This window comes from Brevibacillus sp. 7WMA2 (genome assembly GCF_010748895.1).
Taxonomy (GTDB): domain Bacteria; phylum Bacillota; class Bacilli; order Brevibacillales; family Brevibacillaceae; genus Brevibacillus_B; species Brevibacillus_B halotolerans.
The window spans coordinates 622,760-639,413 of sequence record NZ_CP048799.1; the positions used below are offsets into that span (position 1 = coordinate 622,760).

The 16,654-nt window shown below is 40.1% G+C and carries 15 protein-coding genes; all 15 read left to right on the top strand.

All coding sequences use genetic code 11. The features are described from left to right. Positions 1–28 precede the first annotated feature (28 nt). The 15 genes from GOP56_RS02710 to nagB all read left to right on the top strand — a co-directional run bounded on the left by GOP56_RS02710 (position 29) and on the right by nagB (position 16,448). Positions 29–985 carry an ABC transporter permease gene (locus tag GOP56_RS02710; RefSeq protein ID WP_003338614.1) on the top strand — a complete coding sequence of 319 codons (957 nt, stop codon included), beginning with the start codon at positions 29–31 and terminating at the stop codon, positions 983–985. Then, positions 972–1,928 (top strand): iron chelate uptake ABC transporter family permease subunit, encoded by a 957-nt coding sequence (locus GOP56_RS02715; protein ID WP_163244419.1) that lies wholly within the window; start codon positions 972–974, stop codon positions 1,926–1,928. Before GOP56_RS02710 ends, GOP56_RS02715 begins: the two co-directional genes overlap by 14 nt. Continuing rightward, positions 1,922–2,680, top strand: a complete 759-nt coding sequence (locus GOP56_RS02720) for an iron ABC transporter ATP-binding protein (protein ID WP_003338616.1) — start codon at positions 1,922–1,924, stop codon at positions 2,678–2,680. Before GOP56_RS02715 ends, GOP56_RS02720 begins: the two co-directional genes overlap by 7 nt. 408 nt (positions 2,681–3,088) lie before the next feature. Continuing rightward, complete coding sequence (locus tag GOP56_RS02725) at positions 3,089–4,054, top strand: siderophore ABC transporter substrate-binding protein (protein WP_163246787.1); 966 nt, start codon at positions 3,089–3,091, stop codon at positions 4,052–4,054. 175 nt (positions 4,055–4,229) lie between these two features. Then, positions 4,230–4,964 (top strand): DnaD domain-containing protein, encoded by a 735-nt coding sequence (locus GOP56_RS02730; RefSeq protein ID WP_163244420.1) that lies wholly within the window; start codon positions 4,230–4,232, stop codon positions 4,962–4,964. Positions 4,965–5,227: 263 nt separating this feature from the next. Beyond that, a complete protein-coding gene (locus GOP56_RS02735) occupies positions 5,228–5,668 on the top strand; it encodes a hypothetical protein (protein WP_003341630.1) in 441 nt (146 codons plus the stop codon). Continuing rightward, complete coding sequence (locus GOP56_RS02740; protein ID WP_163244421.1) at positions 5,665–6,846, top strand: glycosyltransferase family 4 protein; 1,182 nt, start codon at positions 5,665–5,667, stop codon at positions 6,844–6,846. The genes GOP56_RS02735 and GOP56_RS02740 overlap by 4 nt, the downstream gene beginning before the upstream one ends. A gap of 115 nt (positions 6,847–6,961) precedes the next feature. After that, entirely contained in the window at positions 6,962–8,023 is a 1,062-nt protein-coding gene (locus GOP56_RS02745) for a glucose-1-phosphate thymidylyltransferase (protein ID WP_163244422.1), read from the top strand. Then, the gene (locus GOP56_RS02750; protein WP_163244423.1) at positions 8,020–8,877 is read left to right on the top strand and encodes a glycosyltransferase family 2 protein; all 858 of its coding nucleotides are present in this window, start codon (positions 8,020–8,022) and stop codon (positions 8,875–8,877) included. The genes GOP56_RS02745 and GOP56_RS02750 overlap by 4 nt, the downstream gene beginning before the upstream one ends. Beyond that, the gene (locus GOP56_RS02755) at positions 8,874–9,830 is read left to right on the top strand and encodes an NAD-dependent epimerase/dehydratase family protein (RefSeq protein ID WP_003341621.1); all 957 of its coding nucleotides are present in this window, start codon (positions 8,874–8,876) and stop codon (positions 9,828–9,830) included. Before GOP56_RS02750 ends, GOP56_RS02755 begins: the two co-directional genes overlap by 4 nt. A gap of 4 nt (positions 9,831–9,834) precedes the next feature. Then, a complete protein-coding gene (locus GOP56_RS02760; protein WP_003338625.1) occupies positions 9,835–10,932 on the top strand; it encodes a glycosyltransferase in 1,098 nt (365 codons plus the stop codon). A 35-nt stretch (positions 10,933–10,967) separates the two neighbouring features. After that, positions 10,968–12,278, top strand: a complete 1,311-nt coding sequence (locus GOP56_RS02765) for a UDP-glucose dehydrogenase family protein (protein WP_163244424.1) — start codon at positions 10,968–10,970, stop codon at positions 12,276–12,278. Positions 12,279–12,399: 121 nt separating this feature from the next. Continuing rightward, positions 12,400–14,214 carry an oligoendopeptidase F gene (gene pepF / locus GOP56_RS02770; RefSeq protein ID WP_163244425.1) on the top strand — a complete coding sequence of 605 codons (1,815 nt, stop codon included), beginning with the start codon at positions 12,400–12,402 and terminating at the stop codon, positions 14,212–14,214. 326 nt (positions 14,215–14,540) lie between these two features. After that, entirely contained in the window at positions 14,541–15,710 is a 1,170-nt protein-coding gene (gene nagA / locus GOP56_RS02775) for an N-acetylglucosamine-6-phosphate deacetylase (RefSeq protein WP_163244426.1), read from the top strand. Positions 15,711–15,713: 3 nt separating this feature from the next. After that, positions 15,714–16,448 carry a glucosamine-6-phosphate deaminase gene (gene nagB / locus GOP56_RS02780; protein ID WP_174250700.1) on the top strand — a complete coding sequence of 245 codons (735 nt, stop codon included), beginning with the start codon at positions 15,714–15,716 and terminating at the stop codon, positions 16,446–16,448. The last annotated feature ends 206 nt before the right edge of the window (positions 16,449–16,654 follow it).

A 16,654-nucleotide genomic window follows, 5' to 3' on the forward strand; every position in this document is an offset into this window, starting at 1 on the left:
CAGTTGCTAATGTCATACGGGGGGAACTATGAAAAAGAGATATTTATTTTTAGCATTAATCATCCTATCCATGTGCTCCTTATTTATTGGAGTTAAAAACATTACTCCACTTGACATTCTAAATTTTAATAATGAGCAGGTTGAAATTTTCTTAATTAGCCGTGTTCCACGATTAGTTAGCATTATTGTGGCTGGTATTAGCCTTAGTATCTGTGGCTTAATCATGCAGCAGATCACCCGTAATAAATTCGTATCTCCTACTACTGCTGGAACGATGGACTGTGCTCGATTAGGAGTGCTGGTATCACTCATGCTATTTACTACGGAGAGTCCGATTGTAAAGATGATTGTCGCATTTATTTTTGCCTTAGGTGGCACCTTTATTTTTATGAAAATCCTTAGAAAAATAAAGTTCAAAGACAATATCTTTATTCCATTGGTAGGTATTATGTTTGGTAATATTATCAGTTCTATAAGCACTTTCTTTGCTTATAAATATGACCTGATACAAAATATATCCTCATGGTTACAAGGAGACTTCTCCATGATCATGAAGGGAAGATATGAGCTTTTGTATATTAGTATCCCGCTTGTCATTATCGCCTTTCTTTATGCGAATAAATTCACGGTCGCAGGAATGGGAGAAGAATTCGCGGTTAATCTAGGACTCAACTATCAGCGTGTGATCAATATCGGATTAATCATCGTTGCTATGATTTCCTCTCTGGTATTGCTCACAGTCGGAATGATTCCATTCCTTGGTTTAATTATTCCGAACATCGTTTCCATTTATCGTGGGGATAATCTACGGAACAGTCTACCGCATACAGCCTTACTCGGAGCCGTATTTGTCCTAGCATGTGATATATTAGGGCGTATCGTAATTTTTCCTTATGAGCTCTCGATTGGACTTATGGTCGGAGTTATCGGCAGTGGAATCTTCCTGTACTTACTCATGAGGAGAAATGCATATGCAACAATGTAGAAGAATGTTGGGCATCCTTGCGATGATCGCACTCGTCTTGATCGGATTATTTATTTTCTACAAGATAAATGCGAATAATTGGGATTATGTTCTTCCCAAACGCAGTAAAAATGTACTTGCTATCTTATTAACTGGGGGAGCGATTGCGTTCTCATCTGTTGTATTTCAAACGATAACGAATAACCGAATCTTAACTCCAAGCGTCATCGGTTTAGATTCGCTGTATATGTTTATTCAAACATTGGTCATTTTCTTATTTGGTTCTATGCACATCACAATCACGAATAACAACGTTAACTTTGTGCTTTCAGTAGGGCTCATGATTGTATTCTCAAGCATTTTATTTAAAACGCTGTTTAGAGGTGAGGGCAGGAATATCTTTTTCTTGCTATTAGTGGGGATTATCTTTGGAACCTTTTTCTCCAGTCTTTCCTCGTTTATGCAAATGTTAATTGATCCAAACGAATTTCAGGTCATTCAGGATAAAATGTTTGCCAGTTTTAACAGTGTAAACACAGATATCCTGATACTATCTGTGATTGGAATCGCCTTAGCTTGTGGTTATATTTTTAAACAGTTAAAATTCCTCGATGTCTTGTCTTTGGGAAGAGATCAAGCGATTAATTTAGGAATTAACTACGAGCGAGTTGTGAAAAGATTACTGATCGTAATTGCGGTGCTAGTGTCTATTTCAACCGCATTAGTTGGTCCGATTACCTTTTTAGGATTATTGGTAGCTAATCTGGCCCGGGAATTCTTAAAGGTGTACCAGCACAAATATTTGCTTATTGGTTCTATGCTGATTAGTACCATTGCTTTAGTTGGCGGACAGTTCATCGTGGAGCGGGTTTTTCAATTCTCGACACCGCTCAGTGTCATCATCAATTTTATTGGTGGTATGTACTTCTTATATCTGCTGTTAAAGGAGAATAAAGCATGGTAGAAGTTAAAAACGTCACAAAATTCTATGGAAATAAGCCTGTTGTTGAAAATATATCGGTGAAGATAAAAAAGGGAAGCATCACCTCCTTTATCGGTCCCAACGGTGCTGGAAAAAGTACATTGCTGTCCATGATCAGCCGCTTGCTCAAGAAAGATGAAGGCGAGGTTTATATTGAAGGACAGGAAATAAGTAAATGGAACAGCAACGATTTGGCCAAGAAGATTTCGATTCTAAAACAGTCCAACCATATTAATATTCGTTTAACCGTGAAAGAATTGATAAGTTTCGGTCGTTTTCCTTATTCACAGGGTAATTTATCACCGGAAGATTGGAAATATGTCGAAGAAGCGATTGCTTACATGGAACTGGAAGATATGCAGGATAAATATTTAGACCAATTAAGCGGTGGACAAAGACAACGAGCTTACATTGCAATGGTTATCGCGCAAAACACGGATTATATCCTGTTGGATGAGCCACTTAATAACTTGGATATGAAGCACTCGGTGCAAATCATGAAAACCCTGCGACGGTTGGTAGCTGAATTAGGCAAGACGATCATCATTGTTATTCATGATATTAACTTTGCATCCTGTTACTCCGATTATATTGTTGCATTAAAAGACGGTAAAATCGTCAAAGAGGGCTCGACCCAAGAAATCATTAACCCTAGGGTCTTACAGGACTTGTATGAGATGGATTTCAATATCCAAAACATCGAGGGTAATGACATTTGTGTCTATTTCGCTTAACAAAGAATATCGCTGAAAACCAATTTACAAATCATACTGAGAACGAAAACGGATGTAGTTGGATTCATGAAACAAAGAACCGAAAAAGGATGGCAAAACTGGCCTGCCGATGTGGGAAACCTTCTTTCCTCCCTTTCTTAACGTACGGAAGAGACCTACGGGTTGATTCCAAGCTGGGTAATACCCCCAATGACAAGCGTCCTGTCGTCACTCAAGCAAGGGGGATCACGGACCGCGTAGCAATGTAAGGACGTGAATTGACATAGGACACTTGGAGGAAGAGAAAGAAGGTACAAAGCAGGCACAGATAAGTTTTACCTTTGTTTCATTAGCTGAAGGAAGAGCAGATCTTCCTAGCATATGATCTGATCTACATCTTGTTTCAAAAAATTTATAGAGGTGAGAATGTTGAAGAAATTAGCAATGGTATTTGCTACATTTATGTTAGCATTGGTTACGGCGGCTTGCGGGTCAAATAATGCTACAGATAAAACATCTGGTGCTCAACCGGAAGCAGCAAAACAAACAGCTCCTGTAGAAATTACTGTAAAACACGAACTAGGTGAGACAGTAGTTAAGAAAAATCCACAAAAAGTCATTGTGTTTGACTTTGGTTCCCTTGACACTATGGATGCATTGGGCGTAGAACCAGCTGGTCTGCCACAAAAAAGCCTACCTAGCTATCTAGATAAATACAAAGATGAAAAATATATCAATGTTGGCGGTTTGAAAGAGCCTGACTTTGAAAAAATTCATGAAGCAAAACCTGATTTAATCATCATTGCTGGTCGTCAAGCCGATAAGTATGAAGAATTTAAAAAGATCGCTCCAACAATCTACATGGATGTTGATGATAAGAAATACATGGAATCCTTCACTACTAAAGTAAAAACATTGGCTCAAATTTTTGATAAAGAAGCAAAAGCTGATGAAATGCTAGCTAAAATTGAAAAAGAAATTAAAGACCTAAATGAAAAAACAAAAGCTGACGAGAAAAAAGCTTTAGTTATTCTTGCTAACGATGGCAAAGTAAGTGCTTATGGTTCTACTTCTCGCTTTGGTATTGTTCATGATGTGTTTGGCTTCAAACAAGCAGATGATAAAATCGGCGCATCTACACATGGACAAAGTGTTTCTTTCGAGTACATCTTGGAGAAAAACCCTGATTACATTTTCGTAGTTGACCGTACTGCGGCTATTAAAAAAGGTGAATCTTCTGCGAAACAAGTAATAGAAAATGAAATTGTGAAGAAAACGAATGCAGTTAAAAACAATAAAGTCATTTACCTAGATCCAGGATACTGGTACCTATCTGGTGGCGGATTAGAATCTGTATCTGAAATGGTAAAAGAAACAGCTGCTGTTTATAAATAAAAAATAAAATAGCACTGAAGGAACGTTACAGCTAGTAGAAATCCCCCTTTCTACTAGCTGTTTTCTTTTTTCAGCTTTTTTTATGGCAAAGAAAGGTCCTCCAATGGTTTATATGTTTTTTTACTAGGTGAATTTGCCTGTCCTTGTTATAATAGGGGAGAGGTGAAAGCACGACATGGATCGACAAATAAGACAATTGATACAAGAGGGTTCTACGTCCGTTTCTAATTTATTATTAAAAAATTATAAACGTATGTCGTTAGCGGACGAAGAAATGATGTTAATTATCCACCTCTTGTCATTTCAACAAGAAGGGAATCAATTTCCCACCTTATCACAGCTTGAGGATCGGCTCTCCATGTCTGGATTGCGTTTAATACAATTGTTGCAGAAAATGATGAAGGATCAATGGATCAGCATTGATGAGAATGTTGATGAACAAACAGGTTTTCGTTCGGAAAGCTACAATCTTTCTGTTGTCTATGACCGTTTGTTTGAGTGTTTGAAACAAAGTTATCAAGTACAACGTGAAGCATTTAGTGATTCCAGACAGGAAGTGGCAGTTACGTCTCACATGGATATACCGGGTGGACCTACTGATACGATGCTATTTACACTAGATGAGGAACAGCAGGCAGATAATTTGTACACACAATTTGAACAAACATTTGGGCGACCGCTTTCTCCGATTGAGGTAGAGACATTACAAATTTGGATGGAAGAGGATAGATATGCAGAAGAGCTAATCATAGCTGCCTTACGAGAGGCACAGTCTGTTGGCAAGCTATTTATCCGCTATATTGACCGTATCTTATTGGAGTGGCAACGCAATCAGGTCTGCTCTGTTGAGGAAGCGAGAGAGTACAGTCAACGATTTCGTCGCCAAGTAGCTGTAAAAGAGGGACGGTAGGTTAGCAATCAGAGATCATCTAGGCTACAGTATAAAAAATAAATAAAGAAAAAACCCCTTTACGTAATCGATAAAAGGCTCTATGTTTTCATGCTCTTTACCGATGCGCAAAGGGGTTTTTGTATTCCTTGGCTTTTATAGTAGCCAGCCATTAAGAATGCCGAGTGAGAGCATTGCATGATTTGAATGAGAACAACCTAGTAGGTATGCACCTATCAGCCGGTTAAGTACATAGAATATAACATGTAAAGGAGGGAGAACTAATGGATAATCGAAAGCAGCTAGAACTGAATACTGAGGGAGGGCCTTCTGTTTTCTCGGCCATGTTTGATTTGCAAGCCTCAGGGGGCCAAAATGACTGCCGGGTGATCCCTGATGCCGTTTTATTGGAGGGACTATATCCAAAAAAGGCGAAAGAAAAACAAGAATTACTTAATCAATGGAAGGAAATGCAGCAGCGTTTAGATCAGTTGGAGAAGGAGCGAACCGTATGGCAAGAACAAATTAAAGAATATCAGAAGGTAATGGCTACGATGGAATCCAAAATGGCTGCGATGATAAATCGATGGGAGATGTTACAGCACAATAGCGAAAAATGGAAACAACAAGTGGAGAAAGTAGTTCTTCAATGGAACAAGGAACGAGAACAAATTTATCAGATCGTGCTTACCATTAAAAAGGAATGGGAATCAAACAGAGCATGAGAATTGCAATCATAAGTCCTGGCCCTTTTTCTGTTCCACCTGTTCGAGGTAGTTCAGTTGAATTGGATATTGATGAGGTAAGTAAAAGATTAGCACTGTCTCATGATATCGAAATTTACACAAGAACCTGCGAAGATTACCCACGGTCAGAACTAGATGGCAGAATCAAGTATATTCGGTTATCGTATCATGGACAAAAGTCTTATATGAAGCAAGTAGCAAGTCGAATAAAAAAAAACAAGCCTGATTTAATTTTGATAGAGAATCGTCCAAGTTTTGTTTCTATAGTGCGCAAGGCTTGTAAAGATATACCTATTGTACTAAATATGCATTCTCATGTATTTGCTTCACGTAAGGTGATTTCGCCTCTCCGTATGAAAAAAGTGAAAAAGCAGGTAGATTGTTTTATTACCAACAGTAACTATCTACGACAATATCTTATCAAGAAGCATGGTATCTCAACACAGAAGATACACGCCGTTCACCTTGGAGTAGATGTTCCCACTTATTCACTGTCTAAGGAGGGGCAGAAGATCATTTCCGAAAAACGAGAATCCCTGGGTTATCAACCGCACCATCGCGTGATGATGTATGCCGGGCGATTAATGCGTGAAAAAGGGGTACATCTCTTAATTCATGCCTTCGAACAGATCGCTAAGCGAGACCAGCATGCACGTCTGCTCATAGTTGGCGGAAAAGGATATGGAAACAATGAGGAAAACAAATACGTACGCTATTTGAAAAAATTGGCTACACCCCTAAAAGAGAAGGTACGCTTTGTTAATTTTATTCCTTCGAAACAGATGCCAGAGTGGTATCATATCTGTGATATTGTAGCTACCCCATCCGTTTGGAACGAGCCGTTTTGTCGGGTTAATATAGAGGGAATGGCGGCAGGAAAGCCTATTTTAACTACAACAAAAGGAGGAATAGGAGAGGTGGTTGAACACAATGAGACCGGCTATCTCATTCCTCCTAAGGAATGGGTGAAAACCATACCAGACCTCTGGGAACAAATGTGGAATTCTGCCTCTTTCTTTACAACCTTTGGCTCTCGTTCGATATTACGAGCAAGTGAATTTACATGGGAAAAAACAGCTAATGAATATATGGAGGTTTTCTCTAAGGCAATTCAGACACGTGAACAGAAAATACAGCGCCCACGCCAGAAAACGTAGGCGCTTTTTACATAGGCATCCGCCACTATTTGGGTAATTATGGCCAATCACCCAAACCGTTGTTTTCCCTGTGCATACAGTATAGATATCTCTATGGAACAGGGGTGAATGTCATTTGAAAGGGTTAATTTTATGCGCTGGCCGTGGCACACGACTATATCCACTTTCCTATTCACAGCCCAAGACACTCCTACCTGTAGCTAATCTACCGGTGATCCAGCATTGTTTGCAAAAGTTACTTGATGTCGGTATTAGGGAAATAGGTATCGTGATTAGTCCAAACCAATTGCAAATACCCGCGTATGTTGGGAATGGACAAAAATATGGCGCAGTGATTAGGTATATTGAACAGCAGGAGCCATTGGGTATTGCCCATGCTGTTTCATTAGCTGAATCTTTTATAGCTGAAGATAAGTTTGCTTTGTTTTTAGGGGATAACTTAATGATGGAGTCCTTGCATAGTTTACACGACAGCTTCATTAAGACAGATGCTTACGCTGCCGTTTTACTAAGCGAGGTAGAGAAACCACAGGATTTTGGCATAGCTGAAGTGCAAGGAGAACAAATCCAATCCATTGTTGAAAAGCCACAATTTCCCAAAAGCAATTTAGCTGTAATCGGAGCCTACTTTTTTACCCCTGCTATCTTTCAAGTAATTGCTGGATTACAACCATCTAAGCGGGGCGAATATGAAATTACTGATGCCATTGCCGCACTTTTACAGCAAGGTAAAAAGGTAGTACATTCTACAACCAAGCTACCTTATTCCGATGTAGGGACGATGGAGAGATGGTTGGAGGCTAATCGCTGGATGCTAGACAAATCTATTGGAGATGAGGTGCAAGTAGGAGAGGGAAGTATGATTGATAACTGTGAGATTATAGGGCCAGTGATGATAGGTGAAAACTGCCTATTGTCTAACTGCACAATTGGTCCTTATGTATGTATCCAAAATGGAGCGGAGGTAAGAAATTGCCAAAGAATTGAAAACAGTATTTTATTAGAAGACACCAAATTAGTAAATTTAGATTGTTATATTCATGACAGTATTTTTGGGCGCTCATCTTATTTGGTTGGGGGAGTACCAAATGTTTTACGACAGGATATGGGGATATTTATTATGAGTGATCATTCGACGATAACACTACCTGCGACAAGGAGAATTGGGGTTTCATGACTGACATAGAAATAGAAGATAATGCAGTTATCCCCATGTTTACTGTCGTAATACCTACCTATAACCGATCGGATATGCTACAAAAGGCGATAAAAAGTGTCTTGAAGCAGACCTGTGATGATTGGGAAATACTCGTCATGGATGATGCTTCTACGGATAGTACGGAGGAAATTGTCGCTAACACTTTTACTCATGCGAAGATTCGATACTATCGTATGGAAAAGAATTCAGGCATATCGAAGGTCATGAATAAGGCATTGGGACTGACTCGCACTCCTTATCTGATTCAATTGGATTCCGATGATTGGTTAGCCAAACGTACTTTGGAGAGGTTTAAACAAGTCATTTTGAAAAATCAACATAGTAAAAAAAAGGAAAAATGTGCTCTGTACTATGGAAATATGAATGTGTGGCGTGTTTATAAAGGTAAATATCGTAAGCGAAAAGGCATTAGACATCGGCAAATTAGAGGGAAGTATGATTTTTTACAATATGATGGCTGGATGGTAGCACCGCGTTGTTATCGCGTGAATGCCTTGCAAGAGGTAGGGGGATGGGATACCTCGGACAAATTTGGTGGCAGAATTATGGAAGATCGTCGAATGATTTTACGCTTAATTGAAAAGTTTCCCGTTCAGCATATAGATAAAACGTTATATAACAGAACAAAGCATCGAAAACAATTGACAGAGCCAGGGTCGATTCAAAAACGTAATTATTTACGGAGGCAGACGTATGAATATTATTTAAAGAGATGGGGGAATAAATATCGTGCTATTTTTGGCACGAGAGGACGTTTTCTAGTCATTAAACAGCTAGTGAGGCGCAAAAAGAAAAGAGGTCATCGCAAATGAGGAAAAAAGCTGTGGTGACTGGCTGCGCAGGATTTATCGGCTCTCATTTGACAGAGCGATTGCTGGCAGACGATTATGAAGTAATTGGTGTAGATAATATGCTTCTGAACTACCCATTGTCTTATAAGGAACGCAACATCAAGGATAGTTTACAGGATTCCCGATTTCATTTCATCAATCAACCCATTCAGGATGTTGACTGGTCTTATCTGTTAAAGGGTGTGCAGTATATTTTCCACCTGGCTGCCTTACCTGGTGTGCGTGCAAGCTGGGGGGATGCTTTTCAGGAGTATGTTAAACACAATGTGACTGCAACCCAAATCCTATTAGAAGCTAGCCTTACTCATCAATCATTGCGAAAAATTGTGCTTGCCTCCTCCTCTTCTGTTTATGGAACAATGCAAGAAGGAGTAACACAGGAAACAGCTCCGCTTGAACCACTTTCCCCTTATGGTGTAACCAAAGTCTCCATGGAGTACTTGATGCAAGCTTATGTGAAAGCCTATCAATTACCAGTGGTTGCACTCCGCTATTTTACCGTATATGGCCCCAGACAGCGTCCTGACATGGCCTTTCATCGATTTTTTCGAGCTATGATGCACAAAGAGCCCATACAAATTTACGGGGATGGTAGTCAAAGCCGTAACTTTAGCTACGTACACGATGTGGTGGAAGCCAATCTGTTGGCAAGTGAGTTCGGTCAGGCGGGGAAGGTTTATAACATCGGTGGAGAACGAGAAATTAGCTTGTTAGAGGCCGTTTCGCTTATGGCAAAGATCATGCAAGTGGAGCCGGATATTACCTTCACAATAGCAGAAAAAGGTGATTCGAGGCGTACCTGTGCTGATATATCCCTAGCAGCTCAACAGATTGGCTATCGTCCACATACCTCGTTGGAACAGGGGCTCTACCAGCAATTTCAGGATATTAAGAAGCTGTACCAGGGGGGATGAAAGCATGCATCGTGTTCTTTTATATCGCCGAATTTATCTTCCAAGAAGTGAAACCTTCATTTACGAACAACTAATTGGACATACACAGGTGGAACCACTAGTAGTAACTAGGAGTAACCCGATTAATGTGGATCAATTTCCTCATAAGTCAATCTACGTAAAAAAGAAATTAACAAATCTCCATCATTGGGTGAAGAGAAAACAGATTAAGATACTCCACGCTAGATTTGGAACAGGGGGGCTTGAATTACTACCGGTTGCCAAACGTTCCAAATTACCGTTACTGGTGTCATTTCACGGAACGGATGTATCCCGCCGGCCCAATGTTGATCCTAACTATAAACGACAATTAAAGCAGTTGTTTCGGAGAGGAAGCGCATTTACAGTCGTAAGTAAGCACATGAAAAAAAAGATAATAAAACTAGGATGCCCGAAACACAAAATAACGTTGCTGCGATCAGGAATTGACCTTCAAAAATTTGCCTATCAGGCTATGCAACCTGTTTGGAATCATTTCTATAAATTTTTAAGTATTGGGCGACTAGTAGAAAAAAAAGGAATGGATACGCTCATTAGCGCCTTTCGACATGTACACAAGGTTTTTCCAAATGCTACGTTAACAATAGTAGGGGAAGGGGATCAGCAAAAGAAACTAAAAAAATTGATTAAGCGCTATAAGTTACAAAATAGTGTGGCGCTTAAAGGCGGTGTCAGCCACCTGCAAGTAGCCGAGGAGTTGGCTCGTTGTCATATGTTTGTACTTGCTTGCCAAACAGCGAAAGATGGCAATCAAGAGGGAATTCCTAATGTACTAATGGAAGCCATGGCTACAGGAAGGCCGGTTATTTCTACCAGCCATGCTGGCATTCCAGAACTGATAGAGCACGGTGTAAGCGGGTTACTTGCTCCCGAGAGGTCACCTCGCAAATTTGCCGAAATGATGATTCGTATGATCCAGGAAGAACAACGGTGGACAGAATACACCTTGAATGCACGTGTGAAAGTGGAAAAACAACATGACATTAACAAGCAACGTAAGGTTTTGGAAAACGTATATATACGACTAATAAAAGAAAACAATAGGCACTTAGCAACCAAGTAACATGAATATCACCAAATCATGGCGGAGGTGTCAGCATGAAAGTAGCCGTCATTGGAACTGGATATGTAGGAGTTACAACAGGGGTCGCACTAGCAATGGCAGGACATGAAGTGACGGGAGTGGATGTAGACGAAGAAAAGATACGCTTGTTGCAAACCGGCAAATCACCCATATATGAACCAGATTTAGATGAAGCTCTAGTTGATGTAATAAGTAGAGGAAAGCTGGAATTTACAACTGATCATACAGTAGCATTACTTTCAGCTCAGATCATATTTATCTGTGTAGGCACCCCTTCCGATCAGGAGGGAAGGGCTGATTTACGTGTTTTTAAGGATGTAATAGATCAAGTTCACCAGATGCTTTGTCACGATGATGATGAACGCATATTAGTCATCAAAAGTACAGTACCTGTAGGGAGTAATGATCAAGTAGCAGAGCTTTTTTCCGATTGTCCACAGATACACGTTGTCTCTAACCCAGAATTTCTACGGGAGGGAAGTGCATTACAGGATTCATTACAGCCAGCTCGCATCGTAATGGGAGCTTCGTCTACTCAGGCTTTTGAACGATTAGAAGAATTATACAAAAATATTGAAGCACCACGGATTAAAACGAGTCGATTAAATGCAGAAATGATAAAATATGCCTCTAATGCTTTTTTATCGATGCGAATTTCTTTCATGAATGAACTAGCACGACTAAGCGATAAGCTAGGAACAGATATTTCGATTATCGCTACTGGAATGGGTCTTGATTCCAGAATTGGTCCAGAATTTTTACAGGCCGGCTTGGGGTATGGGGGTTCCTGTTTCCCTAAGGATACTTCTGCTCTACTCTCAATAGCGGAAGAGAGAGATGAGCCATTGACTATTTTGTATCAAGTAGCTAAGGTGAATGAGCAACAGCCTACTTGGTTTTTGCAAAAGCTGGAACAACGCTTAGGAGACCTGGCTAACAAGCGAATTGCATTATTAGGTTTATCTTTTAAACCAAATACCGATGATATCCGAGAAGCTCCTGCACAGAAATTGCTAACGATCTTACGAGAAAAGGAAGCGCTCATCACTGCCTATGATCCTGTTGCTATGCCTAACATGCAACGCGTGTTTTCTGGTGAGCAGGTAACTTATACTCAAACACCTTATGAGGCTGTGAACGGAGCAGATGCGGTGATTCTTTGCACGGAGTGGGGAGAGTTTCTTGAATTAGATTATGAACGTGTTTACCAAATTATGAGGAAGCCTCTGATCTTTGATGGTCGCAATGCATTAGCCCACTCTGAATTAGGAAAAATTGGATTTGAATATGTAGGGATTGGAAATCAAGTGGGGAGCCTGGTGTAGAAGCCAGGTTTTTTCTATTGGTGCAAAGAATTGAATCAGAGCTTCGCTTGGTGTACGATGGAGAATAGTACCAGTTTTTCTGATGGCTCTGCCTATTTTCCATAAAAAGGAGTGTATTACCGTGAACAAAAGCAAAACATTACCCAAACGTAGCGAAGTACCGGACCAATTCAAATGGAAGCTAGAAGACATTTATGCTTCCACTAACGATTGGGAAAAAGACGCAGAGCTAGCAAAAACCTTGATTCAGAAAGCGCAAAGCTTTAAGGGAAAATTAGCTGATTCTGGGAAGCAATTGTTAGAAGCGCTGACATTAATGGATGAGCTATCTCAATTGATAGAAAAACTGTACGTGTACGCTCGCATGAGAAGAGATGAGGATAACGGAAACTCTACATACCAGGCTTTAACAGATCGGGCAACCTCTCTATCTACGCAGGTCTCCAGTGCATTGGCATATATCCAACCAGAAATTTTAGCAATAGAAGATGAGCGTCTCGAAGCTTTACTAAACGAAGAAAGTGGCTTAGATCATTACAGAAAATTTTTAGAAGTGGAGATCATTCGTTATAAGCCACATACGTTGTCAGCAGAGGAAGAGGTCTTGCTTGCTGAAATGCGTGAGATTGCGGGTGCTCCTTCCAATATTTTTACAATGTTAAACAATGCAGATATTAAATTTCCAATGGTTACAGATGAGAATGGTGAAGAGGTTGAACTAACAAAAGGTCGATACTCTCAATACATGGAAAGCAAAGACCGACGCGTGCGTCACGATGCTTTCAAAGCCTTGTATGAAACCTACCGAAACCATAAAAATACAATTGCAGCAACACTGATTGCAAGCGTAAAACGTGATGTGTTCTATGCACGTACCCGGAAGCATTCATCCGCATTACAGGCGTCTCTATTTAACGATAATGTAGATCAATCCGTATACGACAATCTCATCGCCACCATCCATAAGAATTTGCCTGAACTACAGCGTTATTTAGATTTACGCAAAAAAGTGTTGGGTGCAGATGAGCTTCACATGTATGATTTATATGTTCCGATTGTAGCAGAAGCCAACATGGAAATTCCTTATGAAGAGGCTGTTAAAACAGTAGAGGACTCATTGGCTCCACTTGGTGAGGACTATGGAAAGGTGCTGCATGAAGGATTCACTTCCGGATGGGTAGACGTCTATGAAAATCAAGGCAAAACGAGCGGTGCTTATTCGTGGGGGACATATTCTGTTCATCCTTACGTGCTAATGAATTATCAGGATAACCTCAATAACATGTTCACGTTAGCACACGAAATGGGCCACGCCATGCACAGCTATTATTCGCATAAAAACCAGCCATACACCTATTCTCAATATCAGATCTTTGTAGCAGAGGTAGCGTCTACATTAAATGAAGCTCTGTTAATGCAACATTTACTTGCTCAAACGACTGAAAAAGAAAAACGCATGTACCTGCTTAACTACTACTTAGAGCAGTTTAGAGCGACTGTTTTCCGTCAGACCATGTTTGCTGAATTCGAAAAAATGATTCATGCTACCATTGAAGAAGGGCATGCGCTGACAGTAGACTCTCTATCCAGCATGTATCGTGAGTTAAATGTGAAATATTTCGGAGACTCTGTGGTAATCGATGAGGAGATTGATCTTGAATGGGCAAGAATCCCTCATTTCTATAACAATTTCTACGTGTACAAATATGCTACAGGCTTCTCAGCTGCTACTTCTCTGTCGAAACAAATTTTGGAGGAGGGGGAACCAGCAGTCGAACGATACTTGAACTTCCTATCTAGTGGTGGTTCCGATTATCCTATTGAATTATTGAAAAAAGCTGGAGTCGATATGGCAAAACCAGAGCCGATCGAGGAAGCAATGGATGTCTTTAAAGGCTTGTTAGATGAATTGGAGCAATTAGCTTTATCTAAATAGAAGCGTTGCAGGAACTCACAAAGGGAGGGTGTGTAACCCTCTTTTTTGTTTGTAAACTACTACAGCTTGTCATATAGAAACACTAGCTAGAAGCAAGCAAGAATGCTGGTATGTCAATACTTCAGTTGTGTGTCTGTTTCTTGAAGAGTAAGAAGATTCTTGGGTAACAGCCTTGTTTTCTGTTACAATAATAAGTGAGAAATCGCTTACGTAGATTTTTTTACAAACGCTTTCTCCATAATAATTCTAGGAAATGCGTATAATCGGACGCCTAACTAAAAATAGACAGAGGCTTCCTGGAGTTTGAAAAATAGGAGGAGTACACCATGACTGTTACTCAAACACAAAAAATTATAAATGTGAATATTGTCACAGAAAAAGGTATTCTTGAACAGGCCATTCTCCTTATGGAAAACGGAAAAATTATCTATGTAGGCCCTGAAAATGGACAAGAAGCAGAATCTGTATACGATGGAAAAGGTGAAACTCTAGCACCGGGATTCATTGATTTACATGTACACGGTGGTGCGGGATATGATTTTATGGACAGCACACAGGAAGCAGTTGACGGCATTTGTAGCTTCCATGCTAAGCACGGTACTACTGGTCTATTGGCTACTACGATGACAGCTCCCATCGAACGTAATCTTGAAATATTAGAATTTTATTCAAATATAAAGGAGAACAAAGGTGCTAAAGTAGTTGGCGTTCATATGGAGGGACCGTTTATTAATCCAGTCTTAAAGGGAGCGCAAAATGGAGAGTGGATTGAGCCCCCAACACTTGCTAATATGCAAAAGGTTTTCTCAATCGCTCGTCCAGGCCTAGTCAAGCTTATGACATTAGCCCCTGAGCTGGTTACTGAAGAAGAGGTATTTGATCTATTGCGCGAACAAAAGGTCATTGCATCTGTTGGACACTCCTTACAAGATTATGATGGCGCATGCCAATGCTTACGCAAAGGGGTAAACCACGCGACCCATTTAGGGAATGCGATGAAGGGCTTGCACCATCGTGATGTGGGCATTATCGGTTTAGCCATGCAGAATCCAGAAATGACATTTGATTTTATCTGTGATGGTATTCATCTATCTCCTAACTTCATCCGTATTTTGGCAAAAGCATGCGAATTAAATCAAATGATGCTCATTACCGATGCGATGCGTGCAGCAGGCTTAGATGATGGTGAATATGATTTGGGTGGACAAAATGTGATCGTTCGTGGGGATGAAGCGCGTCTTTCTGATGGTACATTAGCGGGAAGTGTTCTTACCCTGGATAAAGCATTGTCTAACTTTATGAAGTTTACAAACATCCCTTTGGAAAAAGCAATTTACTTGCTTACAATGAACCAAGCAAAAAAATTAGGCATTAGTGAAACAAAAGGTAGCATCCAAGTAGACAAAGATGCTGATCTTGTACTGTTATCGAAGGAATATCAGGTTATGGCTACTTGGGTGGAAGGAAAAATCGTATTTGAAAAGACGGAGGAATAGATGATGCAGGTACAGGTTTTTGAGGATTATGACACACTCAGCCGCTATGCAGCAGATATTTTTTTAGAACAGATTAAGAAAAAATCTGATTCCGTTCTGGGATTAGCTACGGGCGGAACACCAGAAGGATTTTATCGACACCTGATTACTAGTTATAAAGATCAAAAGCTGGACTTTTCAAGATTGCATACTTTTAACCTAGACGAATATTATCCGATTAAGCGTGAGCATCCACAAAGCTATTGGACATTCATGCATGATCATTTATTTGCTTATGTCAATATACCAACAAGCAATATCCACCTTCCCAACGGCGAAACGATCAATGTGGATGCAGAGTGCAACCGATATGAAGAAGAGATCGGAGCAAACGGAGGAGTAGATATTCAAATTCTAGGAATAGGTGAAAATGGTCATATTGGCTTTAATGAACCAGGCGCTTCTTTCGATTCTCGCACGCGTATGGTCGAGCTGACTAAGAACACGATCCAAGCCAACTCTCGCTATTTCGACAGTGAGGAGGATGTACCGCGTCATGCGATTACAATGGGGATTGCTAGCATTATGCAAAGTAAAAAAATCGTAATCCTCGCAGCAGGTGTAAAAAAGGCAGAGGCAGTGGCGAAAGCGATTCAAGGCGAAATAACTGAAGCGATGCCAGCTTCTATTTTACAAAAGCATCCTGATGTAATCTTCCTTCTAGATAAGGAAGCAGCCTCCCTGCTCACTCATAACTAGCACATAGCTCTAAAAAGACGGTCTATATAAGTAGACGGTCTTTTTTTTATTTAGAAGAGAAGAATTGTTGGATAGCTCCTATTGAAGAGGATAGACTTGAGTTACTGTTTTTATATAAAAAGGTTATTAATTTTAATTTTGTATAAAATTTCATTTTGCTATTTTCAATACAACATATCAATCTCCGTCTTAAGTTGGATATAAGC

Excerpts from the sequence above, each read along its gene's own strand:
- GOP56_RS02710 (WP_003338614.1), top strand. The coding sequence starts at position 29 with ATGAAAAAGAGATATTTATTTTTAGCATTAATCATCCTATCCATGTGC.
- GOP56_RS02715 (WP_163244419.1), top strand. The coding sequence starts at position 972 with ATGCAACAATGTAGAAGAATGTTGGGCATCCTTGCGATGATCGCACTC.
- GOP56_RS02720 (WP_003338616.1), top strand. The coding sequence starts at position 1,922 with ATGGTAGAAGTTAAAAACGTCACAAAATTCTATGGAAATAAGCCTGTT.
- GOP56_RS02730 (WP_163244420.1), top strand. The coding sequence starts at position 4,230 with ATGGATCGACAAATAAGACAATTGATACAAGAGGGTTCTACGTCCGTT.
- GOP56_RS02735 (WP_003341630.1), top strand. The coding sequence starts at position 5,228 with ATGGATAATCGAAAGCAGCTAGAACTGAATACTGAGGGAGGGCCTTCT.
- GOP56_RS02740 (WP_163244421.1), top strand. The coding sequence starts at position 5,665 with ATGAGAATTGCAATCATAAGTCCTGGCCCTTTTTCTGTTCCACCTGTT.
- GOP56_RS02750 (WP_163244423.1), top strand. The coding sequence starts at position 8,020 with ATGACTGACATAGAAATAGAAGATAATGCAGTTATCCCCATGTTTACT.
- GOP56_RS02755 (WP_003341621.1), top strand. The coding sequence starts at position 8,874 with ATGAGGAAAAAAGCTGTGGTGACTGGCTGCGCAGGATTTATCGGCTCT.
- GOP56_RS02760 (WP_003338625.1), top strand. The coding sequence starts at position 9,835 with ATGCATCGTGTTCTTTTATATCGCCGAATTTATCTTCCAAGAAGTGAA.
- GOP56_RS02765 (WP_163244424.1), top strand. The coding sequence starts at position 10,968 with ATGAAAGTAGCCGTCATTGGAACTGGATATGTAGGAGTTACAACAGGG.
- nagA (WP_163244426.1), top strand. The coding sequence starts at position 14,541 with ATGACTGTTACTCAAACACAAAAAATTATAAATGTGAATATTGTCACA.
- nagB (WP_174250700.1), top strand. The coding sequence starts at position 15,714 with ATGCAGGTACAGGTTTTTGAGGATTATGACACACTCAGCCGCTATGCA.